9 protein-coding genes are annotated in these 14,236 nt (G+C 54.6%); 6 read left to right on the top strand and 3 right to left on the bottom strand.

Features of this window, described 5'->3' with window-relative positions; genetic code table 11:
- Window positions 1-987, bottom strand: coding sequence for an adenosine kinase (locus tag RID21_RS12900; protein WP_145180162.1), 987 nt, complete (start codon window positions 985-987; stop codon window positions 1-3).
- 334 nt (window positions 988-1,321) lie between these two features.
- Here RID21_RS12900 and thiC point away from each other — a divergent pair, with 334 nt between their 5' ends.
- Complete coding sequence (gene thiC / locus RID21_RS12895; RefSeq protein ID WP_502892612.1) at window positions 1,322-3,139, top strand: phosphomethylpyrimidine synthase ThiC; 1,818 nt, start codon at window positions 1,322-1,324, stop codon at window positions 3,137-3,139.
- 80 nt (window positions 3,140-3,219) lie between these two features.
- Here the strand turns inward: thiC and RID21_RS12890 are convergent, their stop codons facing one another.
- Window positions 3,220-5,403, bottom strand: a complete 2,184-nt coding sequence (locus RID21_RS12890) for an SHD1 domain-containing protein (RefSeq protein ID WP_350189420.1) — start codon at window positions 5,401-5,403, stop codon at window positions 3,220-3,222.
- 326 nt (window positions 5,404-5,729) lie between these two features.
- Here RID21_RS12890 and RID21_RS12885 point away from each other — a divergent pair, with 326 nt between their 5' ends.
- From RID21_RS12885 to RID21_RS12870, 4 genes are all read left to right on the top strand, one after another.
- Window positions 5,730-6,296, top strand: coding sequence for a YqgE/AlgH family protein (locus RID21_RS12885; RefSeq protein ID WP_350189415.1), 567 nt, complete (start codon window positions 5,730-5,732; stop codon window positions 6,294-6,296).
- A gap of 61 nt (window positions 6,297-6,357) precedes the next feature.
- The gene (locus RID21_RS12880) at window positions 6,358-7,323 is read left to right on the top strand and encodes an aldose 1-epimerase (protein ID WP_350189413.1); all 966 of its coding nucleotides are present in this window, start codon (window positions 6,358-6,360) and stop codon (window positions 7,321-7,323) included.
- A 19-nt stretch (window positions 7,324-7,342) separates the two neighbouring features.
- Window positions 7,343-10,834 (top strand): HEAT repeat domain-containing protein, encoded by a 3,492-nt coding sequence (locus RID21_RS12875; protein ID WP_350189411.1) that lies wholly within the window; start codon window positions 7,343-7,345, stop codon window positions 10,832-10,834.
- 202 nt (window positions 10,835-11,036) lie between these two features.
- The gene (locus RID21_RS12870; RefSeq protein ID WP_350189409.1) at window positions 11,037-12,119 is read left to right on the top strand and encodes a hypothetical protein; all 1,083 of its coding nucleotides are present in this window, start codon (window positions 11,037-11,039) and stop codon (window positions 12,117-12,119) included.
- Between the two features lie 14 nt (window positions 12,120-12,133).
- Here RID21_RS12870 and RID21_RS12865 read toward each other — a convergent pair whose 3' ends face one another.
- Window positions 12,134-12,955: a 3'-5' exonuclease gene (locus RID21_RS12865; protein WP_350189407.1), complete on the bottom strand. Its 822-nt coding sequence runs from the start codon at window positions 12,953-12,955 to the stop codon at window positions 12,134-12,136.
- Window positions 12,956-13,153: 198 nt separating this feature from the next.
- Here RID21_RS12865 and RID21_RS12860 point away from each other — a divergent pair, with 198 nt between their 5' ends.
- Entirely contained in the window at window positions 13,154-14,227 is a 1,074-nt protein-coding gene (locus RID21_RS12860; RefSeq protein WP_145035820.1) for an AAA family ATPase, read from the top strand.
- The last annotated feature ends 9 nt before the right edge of the window (window positions 14,228-14,236 follow it).

Genomic DNA, 14,236 nt, shown 5'->3' with positions numbered 1-14,236 from the left:
TCAACTGAGCAGTTCCTTGATTTCATCCTCGGTGAAAGGATTCTTCAGTCGCGCGCCCAGCTGCGAGACAATGCGGGCGGCTGCATGGGAAGCCAGGTGCCCGGCCTGGTGCCAGGTCAGACCGTTGGTAATGCCATACAGAATGCCGGCAGCGTACATGTCACCGGCACCGGTAGTATCGATGGCGTCTGTCTCGACTCCTTCGATGGGAATCACTTTGCCTTCGTGCATCAGAATTGAACCGTCGCCGCCCAGCGTCAGTGCCAGGTTCGGAACGTGGTGGTGAATCACGTGAGCACAGTCGACGGCGTCATGTTCGCCGGTCAGACTGCGGGCTTCTTCCAGATTGCAGAACAGCAGGTCGACGGGACCTTCAATCAGCTGCTGGAACTCGTCCCGGAACAGGTTAATCAGGAACGGGTCGGAGACGGTGAATGCCACCTTCACGTTATGCTTCTTGGCCAGTTCGATCGCGCGATAGGCGGCTTTCTTCTGGGTCTCTCCCGTGAACAGGTAGCCCTCGACATACACATATTTTGACTGCTTGATGTGTTCTTCGTTGATGTCTTCCACGCTGAGTGTCGCAGAGACCCCCAGGTTGGTCAGCATCGTCCGCTGTGCGTCATCAGTAATCAGCACTACGCAGGTTCCGGTCTGTCCTTCGGCGGCGGGAGGAACTTCGATCGTCACCCCGAGCTTCCGCATGTCTGCCAGGTCGAATTCGCCCAGCATGTCGCTGCCCACTTTACCCGCATAGGCCGCTTTTCCACCGAAGTCGGCGATCCCCAGAATCGTATTCGCAGCAGAACCGCCCGCACACTGTGACAGCGGTGCACCGTCCAGCTCGCCCAGCACCTTCTGCTGTGCCTCTTCATCGACGAGGGTCATAATCCCTTTGGCGTAACCCAGCTTTTCCAGGGTGGCATCGGAAATACGTGCCTGAATATCAACGAGAGCATTACCCACACCATAAACGTCGTACTGCATGTCGAACCTTAATTCATGGGACCCGGGTGCGGATCCTGATCTGTTTTTTCAAAGAGAAACGTGTTGTAGAGAAATGTGTTGTCTGGAGCTACTTTTCAACAGACCAGATGATAACCAATGCACGTTTCAATGGGAAACCACACAGACTTATCATCCAGTCAGTTTGAAAAAAGCCGTCAGGTCACTACTATATATTCCAGAAACCAAGACGATTTTCCGTTTGAGGCAGTAGAACTGCTGGCAGATCTCGTTTCTGATCCGGATTCGCTCAGAATCTGACAGACTATCTAACAGACTCAATGACCGCATCAGATTTTGTAAGGATGCTAATAGTATGACCAACTCCTCTTCTTCTTATGACCTTCTGTACTCACTGCCACCCATTGGCGGAAACCCATCCACGCGGGGCCAGCAGACCAACCCGGGAAGTTTCGCCAATCCGCCCCAGATCGCCCCTGGGGTCAAAGGAGCCCTGACTTTCTCCTCACCCGATACCCCGGGAATGCCGGAAGCGTCGGACAAAACCGCCTGGGATTTCATGCCCGCCGGCTGGGAGCTGAAACCGGGATTTGAAGAGAACTACGAAAACGCCGATGCCTGGACGCCTCCGGCTGACTTTCTGCCGGTCACCCAGCTCGAATTTGCCCGTTGTGGCACCATCACCCCGGAAATGGAACGGGTCGCTGAACGCGAGCCGCACCTGACCGCAGAGCAGATCCGCGATGAAATCGCTGCCGGCCGGATGATCATTCCCGCCAACAAGGTCCACCTGGGCTACCAGCTCGATCCGATGGCCATCGGCCGTGCTTCCAAAACCAAGGTCAACGCCAACATGGGCGCTTCACCCGTTTCCTCGGGGACCGATGAAGAAATCGAAAAGCTGAAATGGGCCCAGCAATGGGGCGCAGACACTGTGATGGACCTCTCCACCGGCGGCGATATTGACGGCTGTCGGCAGGCCATCATCCAGAACAGCTCTGTCCCCATCGGTACGGTGCCGATCTACTCCATGATCATTGCCCGTCGCCTGGAAGACCTGGATCACGCCAGCATCCTGCAGATGCTGCAGCACCAGGCCAAACAGGGTGTGGACTACTTCACCATTCATGCCGGCGTCCTGCGGGAACACCTCGAACTGGTGGCCCAGCGCCTGATCGGCATCGTCAGCCGCGGCGGATCACTGCTGGCCAAGTGGATGCTCCACAACAAACAACAGAACCCGATGTACGATCTCTGGGATGACATCTGCGACATCATGCGGGAATACGACGTCAGCTTCTCGATTGGTGATGGTCTGCGACCCGGTGGTCTCGCTGACGGATCCGACCGGGCTCAGCTGGCAGAACTCTGCGTCCTGGGTGAGCTGACCGAGCGTGCCTGGCAAAAAGGGGTGCAGGTCATGATCGAAGGCCCCGGTCATATTTCCTTCGACCAGATCGAATTCAATATGAAGGTCCAGCGGAAACTCTGTCACGGAGCTCCGTTCTACGTACTGGGTCCCCTGGTTACTGATATCTTCCCTGGATACGACCATATCACCAGCTGTATCGGTGCGACCGCCGCGGGTTACCACGGTGCCAGCATGCTCTGCTACGTGACTCCCAAAGAACACCTCGGTCTGCCCAAGAAAGATGACGTCAAACAGGGCTGTATCGCTTACAAGATCGCTGCCCACGCAGCCGACGTCGCCCTGGGAATTCCCGGTACCCGCAACCGTGACGACGAGTTGACCGAAGCCCGCGCCGCCCTCAACTGGGAAAAGCACTTCGAACTCAGCTTCGATCCGGACACCGCCCGGGCTCTGCACGACGAAGACCTCGACGTCGACACCGACTTCTGTGCGATGTGTGGTCACGACTGGTGCAGCGTGCGAATCTCCAAGGAAATTCAAGAGTTCATGTCGGGCAAATCGGAAGATTATGCCTGGGATAAAGCAAAGAAATCACTGCCGCTGACTGCAGAACAGAAGGAGATTCTGGAAAAACGGGGCGTGCTCAGTCCAGACCAGATTCACAAGCTGGCCTCCAAGGTCAAGAAAGAAATGACCGGCGACCAGGACAAAGCCTCCTGCCACAGCGACTACGTCGATCCGGAATCGGCTCAACAGATGCAGACCTCCAAAGAGCTGCCTGTGCTAAATGAACGCCCCTGATTCCCAGCTGAGACTCACAAAAAAACGCGGACGCTTCTCAAAGAGGCGTCCGCGTTTTTGTTTGTAATCAGGTCTGTCCGTTAACCACGCATTTTCAAGGCACCACCAATAAAGCCGAGAAATGCCAGCCCCCAGAAAAACAGTTTGCCCAGCGCCCTGCCTGTCCGATATCCGGAAGCATAGTTGCTGGATCGTCTTCCCGAACTACTCGATTCGCCGCCGCCTGCATTCGCATCGGAGGAGAAATTATTGTTCGCGGCTACCTCATTACGTCCCTGATTCGGATTACAGTAGGGACAGGGGGCCGTCAGTCCGGAACCTTCTGATTTGAACTTCTTGTTACATCGGCCGCACTGGTAGATCATGTCCCCCCGCTTCACACCACAGTGCGGACATTGTTCAAACAACAGGCTTTCCGAGGTATGGGTTTTACCACACAGTTCACATTCGAAAGTATTCTGCATGACAGGACGTTCAGGCATCCCGGGATTCCGCGCAGAATTTTCCGCCATCATGTTGGCTGACATTTCCATAGCCGGATTAGGTTCCATCGCAGGATTCGCCATTGCCGGCTCTGCAGGCATCATCGAACCGGGTTCAGGCAGCGCCGGGTTACGCATGCCCGGATTTTGCATGCCGGGGAAATTCATTCCCCCGGGCCCCGGCATCGCGGAACCAGGCATGGCAGCGCCGGGCATGGCGGCACCAGGAATTCCAGGTATCCCCCCTTCGTTCATCGCCAGTTGATCCGGCTGTTGCTGTTTCCGGGGTTTGATCAGGCTTAAGTCGCCATCGCTGAAGAATTCCGTGATGAACAGTTCTTCTTTTGTTCCTGTATTCAATACGGTAACCGAATCGCCATAGGCGAGTCGCACGAATTTCCCTTTGAGCTGCCGATTCTTACGGTCCGTCCAGACTCGGAATTCTTTTTCCTGCTCTTCCGGGGTCAGCGTCGTCTCTGCATTTTCCGGGAAGAACTGACCTGCCACTTCTTTCTGCAGGCGTTCCTGAACGTATTGATGATCCTCTTCGGAAAACTTATCGTAAGGGAATTCCTGAACTGCGTTGCTTTGTGTGATCAAGAGAGAGATGTTGCCATTTTCCATTTTGATGTAGGAAGCGGCGACTGAATTGCCGGAAACGTCGGTCCATTTGCGGTGGAAGTTGACGCGTAACATCTGTTTCAGTTTGCGGGCTGAGAGGCTGGAATCAAAGGGTTCCCGGTAGGGCAGGGGAAGCTCAGACATCCGCCCATGCATCTTCAGTGCTTCGCGTAGTAACTCCAGATCTTCATCACTCAGGGTTCCCACGGGAATGCTGATGATTCCGACGCCCGCGTTCGAGCCGGGACTTGGTGTAAAGCGGATTTCGCGGCCTTCCAGCCCTGCAAACCGGGCTTCAGACTTCTGTCCCTTTTTGTCGGACCAGAACCGGTAATCAGACAACACGGCTACCAGTTCAGGGTCAATTTCCGTATTCGCTTTAATCACATTCGGATCGTCATCCGCAGCCGCAGGTGTTCCCGGTTCGGTCATCGCGGTCGCCGGTGATTCCATTTCCGCAGGCAGCCCCAGTTGTGCCGCCAGTGCTTTGGCTTGCTCCTGCATCGCTGGAGGCAACAAACCCAGCAGCTTATTCCGGCGATGATACTCGAACAGCCACTTCATATCATTGATGGTTAACTGATCCAGAGGCACCATCGTCAGTTCGCCTGACTCTTTGATCAATTGAATCTGCTGGGGATTGATAGAGACAAATTTGGCTTTAAAGCTGCTGCCATCTTTGAAACTCCACTCGCGGAGTGTAAATGGTTTGTACGACTCTCCGCCTGCCTCAGGCGCTGTCGCCGTTTTCTTGTCCGGCTCCATAGACGGCTTGTTTTCAACGGGGGCAGGCTCGGGCTCTGTCTTCGCGGGAGGTTCGCTCTTTGTTTCCGGGAGTGAGGACTCCGTGTGAATTTTGCGGTACTCTTCCGGCAGAAAACTCAACTGATTGCGGCGTTTATGATACTCGTAGAGCCAGTTGAGATCTTTGACGCTCAACTTATCGAAAGAAACGCGCACGGTCCCTTGACCATCCAGACGCAGCGTGGCCTGGGGGCCCTTCACTACAATCAGCTTCCCTTTTGCCTCCGAGCCATCCCGGAAGTTCCAGGTGCGCACTGCGAAGCGCTCATAACTTTCTTCTTCTGCCTGCAGCGACTGTGAGAGAAGCAGAGTACAGAGTAGACAGGCCAGCAGAGAGAGTTTTTGTTTCGTATTCATCGTGATAAAACCGCCCGCATCAGGAATACATAAAGTCAGCGCATTATTTAACAGATCAAACTCTACTTACAGGTTACCCTACATCTGTTCAAGTTGAAATACTGTTTTTATGAAAATTCTGCGAATGAGGGCCCTCCCCCACAGATCGGGGCATAATCTGCCTAACCCGCAGATTATTGCTTGGACACGGTAAGGGCGCTGGAGGGTCTCAAATCTAACTCTGTTTTTTCAGCTTTTGTCCAGATATAATGCTACCTGTTCACTCGAGGAGATTTTCCCGGACCGTCCGGAATTCAGTTCTGAACCAGAGGAGAAACATTCGCTTTATGCTGAAATCGTTAAAGGGACACTTTTTAATCGCCACCCGGAAACTGAATGATCAGAATTTTTACCGTTCCGTTGTGCTGATCGTAGAACATAACAATGAGGGTGCCACCGGTCTGATTGTGAACCGTCCATCTTCGTTCTCAATCACCAATGCGCTCTCCAGATACTTTGACATGCCCAAGCTGGAAGACCTGGTTTTTATGGGCGGTCCTGTAGAGCCCAACGGTATGTTTGCCCTGCATAATGCCGGCGATCTGGAAAAAGCCAAAGACGCCATCGTTCCCGGCCTGTTCATGGGCAGCAGTCCCGAGGTCTTCGAACAGGTGGTCTGGCGGATCTCCGAAGGGGATCCCAATCTGGATTTCCGCATTTTCTTCGGCTGTGCCGGTTGGGCACCATCGCAACTGGAATCAGAACTCTACCGGATGGACTGGCTTACAACCCCCGCAACCGCGGAAGACATTTTCGAAATTGATCCCTACGATCTGTGGGATACACTGCACGGCCGGGCAATGGAAGAGCGACGTTTTCTTCCACAGGAAACCGCCCATCCCGAATGGAACTGAAACGAACTGCCAACCCAGTCGACACCACATATAACACCTGGAAACGAAACGACTCTGACACATGACGCCCCTGATAATTACCGATCCGGAAACCGGCTCCACCGCTCGCATCCTGCCCGAACTGGGATTTAACTGTTATCAGTTCCACGCAATGGTCGACGGCCAATGCATCGACGTGATCGACTCCCATCCCGAGTTCGAGACCGGAGAACAACGCCCCAGCAGCAGCGGGATCCCGATCCTGTTCCCCTTCCCTAACCGGATCGCCGGAGGTCGCTTCAAGTGGGAGGGAACCGCATATGAACTCCCCCCCGAAAAGACCTATCATGACAATACAGGTAATGCCATTCATGGCTTCTGCCTGGACCTTCCCTGGCGAGTGATTGCCCACGAAGAAAACTTCGCCATGGCCCAGTTTCAGCTGAGCATTGATGGCAGACACCGCCTTTCCTGCTGGCCCGGCGATGCTTTTATTGAGGTCCGCTACGAAGTCAAAGGGGCCACCCTGCGGGCTGACTTCCGCATCGGAAATCCGGGTGACACCCCCATTCCCTGGGGACTGGGCACTCACCCCTACTTCAAGGTGCCGCTCTCCAAAGAAGGAAATCCGAAGAACTGCCTGATCGAGTCGCCGGCCACCGAGGAGTGGATTCTGTCTGACTGCCTGCCCACCGGAGGCAAGCAGCCGATTCAACCCGCACACGATTTGCGTGAGGGAGCCTGGTTCGACCAGTTAAAAGCCGATGACATCCTCAGCGGCTTACCGGAAGACATTGATCAGTATGAATGCCTGATTATGGACGAGCAGGCGGGTCTGGTCCTCACCCAGGACTACGACAGTCTGTTCACCGAGCTTGTCGTATTCACACCACCCGAGCGGAACTGCATCTGCCTGGAACCTTACACCTGTGTGACCAACGCCCTCAACCTGACCGAAAAAGCGCTGGAAACCGGGCTGCGGGTGCTGCCCCCCGGGTCGGAAATCAAAACCTGGATCGAAATCCGGGCCGGCAAAGTGATCGTCTGATTAAGCGGAGTAACACAGTATGCCCATTCGATTCGATCTGTCCCGCACGGTGGTCTGCAGCCTGATTGCGTTCCTGCTCTGTTCGCCTCTGGTCAACGCACAGTCCGCCCGGGCTCCTCAATCGGGCAGCCCACAGAAAGAATCGGAACGAACCAATGCCCGGGTCCGCCAGCAACTGGGAGAAATCGAGGCCCGCTTAAAAACCCGCAACCAGAAACCGGCACACCAGCCGCTGGTCACTGAAAAAACGAAACTGTTCTTAACCCTGGATCAATCACTTAAAGGTTCCCGAAACAATCGGGGCCCGGACGAGTATCAATACTTACTGACGCAACTCACTCTGGTCAACGATTCGACGCAGCCGGTTAAACTGCAACGCGCGCAGGTGAAAGCATTCGTCGATGGCCGACCTCATCCGTTCGCTGGATTACCCTCAAATCTCAATAGCCAAAGTGTCTTACTGGGGAAAAAGCGTCAGTTGCTCAGACAATTGAAATTTGAAGATGAGGTCGTCGTCCCCCCCGGTAAAGCGGGTGGCCTCTGGATTGTACTGGGCGATTTGCCCGGAGGCGCCCAGACTCCGGAGATCGAATTTCGGACGACCGTCGACCAGCAGCCGCTGGCGTTGAACGTCAATCGCTTCGAACAGGGAAAACTGGATTACCAGATTGAACTGCTGGGGCCCAGTCGCTGCCTGGCAGAACTGACCATCACCGGAGAGCTAAACAGCATCAACATCGGCGCCCTTGTCAAAGTCGTCGATGACCTGACTCTGAAAAACGTAAAACGCTTCGTACTCTACTTCCCCAAAGATAAGGTGGAAATTGAACACGACATCAGCCAATGGCTGCCCCGCATCGCCGCTTCTCTGGGATCGAACGCCGTTCTGGGTGTTCCCTTCCCCCTCTTTCCGTCTGTCATAACAGAACTGCATCTCGCCGGCGAAGCGTTTAAAAATGTCACAATCCCCTACCTCGGCGGGACCGCTCCCCGGGTGACACATGCAACTGAAGAAGCAGCCATCCATGCCGCACTGGACAGCGCCCTGGAAGTCCTTTCACGTGATAAAATCGCCGAGCAGATCCGCACTGGTTCCCCGGCAATCAAAGCCGCTGCCCTGATCAGTGGCGGTCGACAGTTGACCAATGCAGAACTCCCCCTGGTGCTCGAACTGACTTCCCATGAGAACCCCCGCGTCCAGGAAGCGGCTTTGTACGCCCTGCGTTTTCTGGGTGATCCCAGAGCATTCAAACGACTGGTGGAAGTCGCAAAAATGCCCCCCGGCCCCCAGTTTGAAATGGCTATCGCCAGCCTGGCTGAGTCCCGTTATGCAGGCGGACAACAGGCGCTGCTGGAAATCTTGAAATCCCATCCACCGGCGTCACAGAAAATCATCATCGAAGTCATTGCCCGCAATCCCCGTCCCGAATGGGGCGCCGCGATTTACGAGTTCCTGGACAGCGACAACCGGGAACTGCGTGAGGCAGCCATCCGGGCACTGGTTTTGAACGGGCACCCCCGGCTGTTTGAAGTCCTCAGCGATGCCCTCAAGTCCCCCGAAGAAGAAATTCGCAATGTCGCCTTCCGGGAATTAATCAAACGTAAGGACAATGCGAGTGAAGCCCTGGCCATGGAATATGTCCTGCAGCAGATGCAGCAGTCACTTCCCACAGGCGACATGCTCAGTTTCATCGACCGCATGAAAGATCCGCGGGCGATTCCCCTGTTGTTTCAACACCTGGAAAAAGACAAGCTGGACGCCGGCTTGAAGGTCTTGCTCATCAAAACGCTGGCTTCCATCGGTGATGAATCCGTTGAAGACCGGTTTGTAAAGTATTACCCCGGTGCCCTGCAGACCGAAAAACTGCTGATCCTCTCCACGCTCCAGAAACTGGAATCGCCGCAGTTCTTTGAACTCGCCAGGCAGGCACTCGACGACAGCAATCATTCGATCGTGAACGGCGCCGTCTCCGGTCTGCGAAATTCCGATTCCAATCAGGCTGTCGAGATTCTCGCGGAGGGTCTGGCCAAGACAACCAAATCATCGACCTGGGGTTCCATATTCGGCGCACTGGCCACCATCGGCACTCCCGAAGCCCGCCGCACCATCATGGATGCCCGGGTCGCCGGAACCAATGCAGATAAAAAACGGGCGGCTCAATCTGCGCTGGAGAACATTTATCAGCGTTCCCCGGGAAATCATTATCTCAAAAAAGGCGAACAGGCACATCGTCGCAAAGAGTACAAGGAAGCCGTTGAGGAGTATGATACTGCAATCAGCATTGATCCTCTGCTCGTGCCAGCCTATCTGGCCAAAGCAAATACGCTGAACACCATAAAAGAATATGACGCCGGTCTGAAAGCAGTGGAACAGGGTCTGGAAGTCGACAGCATGTACGCCCGCCTGTACGTCACCCGGGGTTTACTTTACAGCAATCAGGACAAAGTAGAGGAATCCCTGGCTGAGCTGAAGAAGGCCATCGAAATCGCGCCCCAGGATCCCTACGGTTACACCGTACTGGCTTCACACTACTCCCGCATGAAACAGGATGACAAGGCACTCGCGACCTACGACGCCTGTATTAAAGTGAACCCCAAACTCATGTCAATCTACGGCTTCAAAGCCGATCTCGAGATTGCCCTGAATCGTCCCGACGAAGCCATTAAAACGTTTGACCGGGCCATCGAAGCCAACCCCCGGCACATGATATCCTATTCTGAAAAAATCGCCCTGTTGCGCAAACTCAATCGGGAATACCAGGCAATCGCAACCTGCGACGATGTCCTGAAAGTCGACAAAAATTCGATCTACGCTCATATCACCAAGGCCTACATCTACCGGGACCTGAAACAGCTGGCCGATGCCATCGCTGCCTGTGACGCCGCGATCAATGTCGCCCCCAACAACATGGAGCTCTACCTGATCAAGGCACAGACTTACAACAATGTCGAGCAGTGGGACCAGGCAATCCAGGTCTTCAACCGGGTCCTGCTAACGGAGAAAAAGGCCGATCAGTCGGACGAGAAAACAGAGAAAGTCCTGTTACAGGCCTATACGGGCCGCGGACATTCCCACCTGATGAAGCAGGACTGGAAGGCAGCACAGGAAGATTTTCAGAATGCATTCGAACTGGATAAGCACGACTCACAGGCCATCACCGGACTGGCGATCTGCATGGTCTATAATCACCAGGAAGACAAAGCGATTCAGTTTGTCGAAAGCCAGTTGAAAAAGTTCGAGCAGAACGCCCTCTTCCACTATAACGTTGCCTGCGTATTCGGTCGGGCGCTGATCAACCTCAAAGACCAGCCCCAAACTCCCGCCGTCCAACAGCAGATCGCCGCTTATCAGAAAAAAGCGATCCACTACCTGGCACTCTCTTCCCAACTCGGATTTGACGATGCCGAGTGGATGCAGAAAGATCCCGATCTGGCAGAATTGCAGAATCTGCCCGACTTCCGCAAGCTTGTTCAGCAGATTCAGAAGAAACCTGCCGCCGTTAAACAGTGACATAACGGTCCCGCTAAGCCTCTATCTCCGAACATCTTAGAGACACTGCGCGCAGCCCCCCCTTTTTGTCTGAGACTGAACGCAGATTGCCGTTCCCGCAAATCCGCCTTTGTGCTACATTTCGGCTCACCTCTGTCAGCACCTCTGATGTCCCCTGCCCCTCTCACAGTCTCATTTTCCTTGATTTTCCAAGAGTTCAGCGATGCATCGTCATCCCATCTTTACGTATAGCCTCATTCTACTGGTCGTCTCTTCTGCGCGTGTTCGTGCCGCCGAGGAGCAGACTCCAGTAAATACCATTCTCACCCAATGGTCGGCCGCTTCGCGTTTTCTGTCTCCGGTCACACCACAGTCCGCGGTCGAACAGTTCAAACAGCAAAACCAGGCTTATTTCAGTGGACACGAACTCGCACTGTTCTCTGAGTTTCAACAACCGATTTCCCTCGCAAAACTGAAAACCGAATACCGCTGGAAGCTGATGAGTCAGTCTCAGAGCAGAATAGTCCTGCAGGGACAACCACAGGACACACTCACCCGCCGACTCTGTCGCCCTTTTGAAATCCAGATCAACGCCCGCTCCATGCTGCCGGAATCGCTGACGTTCCTGACACGAGAGTCAGCCCAGAAAGACCGGTTCGCCTCGATTGAGCTGACGGCGTTGAAAGTCACTCCGACCACCCGGATTCACACCAGCCCGGAACCGCAGTTCGTCAGACAGACCGTCGCGAAAGCGGTTTTCCCCGCTGCACAACCGATGCCAGCGGGTCAGTCCCCGATCAAACGGGTTGCTTTTACCAGTGACAATGACACCGAACGAAATCCAACAGAACGCCTGCAGATCGAGAAACTGGTGACACGCTGGCTTACAGAAACATCCCGTATCGATTCTGTACGGCTGGGTAACGGTATTACCATCTTCAAACGCAATCAGCGACAAACTGACGGGAAGGTGCTGTCGACTTACGGTAGTGCTTCAGACTCGCGGGTCAGTGAAAAACAGGCGTTGCAGGAAGTACTGCCCGGCTGGTTGATTGATGTCGATCAGAAATCCTTTCAGATCGAATCATTCACCATTGAGCTGGATGCAGAGTCCGCCGAAGCAGCGTCTCCCTGGTTTGTGACCTTGAAACTCAAGCCTCATCCGGATGCCCCCCGGCCCGACTGGGAAAGTGTAGAACTGGAATTCAGCAGCAGACAGGCCCTGCCCATCCGCATCAGTGAGACCAGGAATGATCGTATCTCTGAATTTCTGCTGTCGGACGTCCAGGTGCACTACGCGAAATAAAATCGTATCCGCCGTTATTCCTCGGGGGGCTCCCAGTCACCCCAGTGCTCCAGATAATGCTGATATGCTTTGCTTTCGTTTTCCCCTGCCTCGCGTTCCAGGTAACGGTAAGCCTCGGTAACGATGTCCTGTTCCTGTTCCAGGCTCAAATGACCGGTCAACACCCGTGATCTGAGAAATACGAAGTAGGTATCCAGGACATCACAACGACAATAGTCATTAATTTCATCTGCCTGCCCTGCATCGTACATCTCCTGCACCTTGGAACCGTCGATGCCGGTCTTGCCCGGCTTGCCGATCAGATTCGCCAGCAGATTCAGCCCCCCCGTCATGCGGGCAGCGCCGAAGTTGGTAAACGTGTCCATCAGATCAATGTGCGCGTTTGTATTATAACGATTACGTGACTGATCGAAGCTGCGGGCGTCGACGTTGAACCATTCCGGTAACGCAATTCCATAGCGATATGCGGCCAGTTCCAGCACCGGCAGGTCGTAGCCCCTGCCATTGAAGGTCACAAACGTCGGCTGTCCATAATGTCGCCAACCCTGCCAGAACTTGCCCGTAATCACGTGCGGGCGATACTCGGGAGCATCCAGCACCGTCAAATCCTGCAGACGATAGTCGGCTGACAGCTTGGCCACCGCCACGGAAATCGGCAGCATAAATGTAGCCGGAATAAAGTTGCTGCCCGTTGCCTCGATCTGCTCTTCCTGATATTTCGCCAGTGCCTCTCCGGGTGAGAGCCCTTCGCCCTGATAACGGACCCGTGAAATCAGGCCCCCATCGGCGATCGCTTCGACATCAAATACGAGATAAGCTACTTGAGACTGGGACACGTTTTTACTCGCTTTTTCGATCTAAATGAGGATAATAGCAGTACTTAACAATCAAACCCGATCAGAACTGCCAGGCCTGATCTCGCCCGACCGGGCTGAGGTGACAAACGGCCCCTTCCAATCGGTTCTACTGATAAGTATAAACAATAAACAGCGTTTATAGCAGTTTGGATTTTTCTTGATAAGGCTGTGGTGGACATGACCAACCCTGATGAGCATCTGATGGTTCAGGAAGACGAAGACGCACAACGAGATCTGGAGACCCAGGCTATTCGCGGTCTGGCGAACGCCTACCTGTTAATGCGGGACGAAATCGGCAAAGTGATCATCGGCCAGACCGAAGTGGTCGACGAAATCCTGATTTCACTCTTCAGCCGCGGTCACTGCCTGCTGGTGGGCGTACCGGGACTCGCCAAAACCCTGCTCGTCAGCACCATCGCCAAAATTCTGCATCTCTCGTTCCGCCGCATCCAGTTTACCCCCGACCTGATGCCCTCCGACATCACGGGCACCGACGTGCTGCAGGACGATCCCGAAACCGGTCATCGCAGCTTCCAGTTCATGCAGGGCCCACTGTTTACGAACGTTCTGCTGGCTGACGAAATCAACCGAACGCCTCCCAAAACGCAGGCCGCTCTGCTCGAAGCGATGCAGGAACGCCATGTCACCGTAGGCTCCAATACCTACCGACTCCCCGAGCCATTCTTCGTACTGGCCACGCAAAACCCGATCGAACAGGAAGGGACTTACCCCCTCCCCGAAGCACAGTTGGACCGCTTCATGTTCAACGTCGTGGTGAATTATCCCACCGCTGCCGAAGAACTGATGATCCTTAAACAGACTACCGGCAATCAGAAACCCGAGTTGGAAGCGGCTCTCACCGGTCGTCAGATTCTGGCTCTGCAGGAGGTCGTCAGGAAAGTGCCTGTCGCCGAGCATGTCTTTGTGTATGCCCGCGATCTGGTACGAGCTACACGTCCCGGGGAAGATTCGGCTCCGAAATTCGTCAAAGAATATCTGTCCTGGGGAGCCGGTCCGCGTGCGGGTCAGTTCCTGATTCTGGGAGCAAAGGCCCGGGCCATTCTGGAAGGCCGCTTCCATGTATCCACCGAAGACATCAAATCGGTGGCACACGCTGTCCTGCGGCACCGGATCGTGACCACCTTCCAGGCCGACAGCCAGGGACTGGGCACCGACGATATTATTGATATGCTGATCGAACATGTTCCCAATCAGCTGAAAGTTCAGGCCCAGGAAGCAGCCAAAGGCTGAGATCAGACA

Source organism: Gimesia sp., from assembly GCF_040219335.1.
Lineage (GTDB): Bacteria > Planctomycetota > Planctomycetia > Planctomycetales > Planctomycetaceae > Gimesia.
Note: the sequence above shows the minus strand (reverse complement) of the source record. Positions and strands in the feature narration are given on the sequence as shown.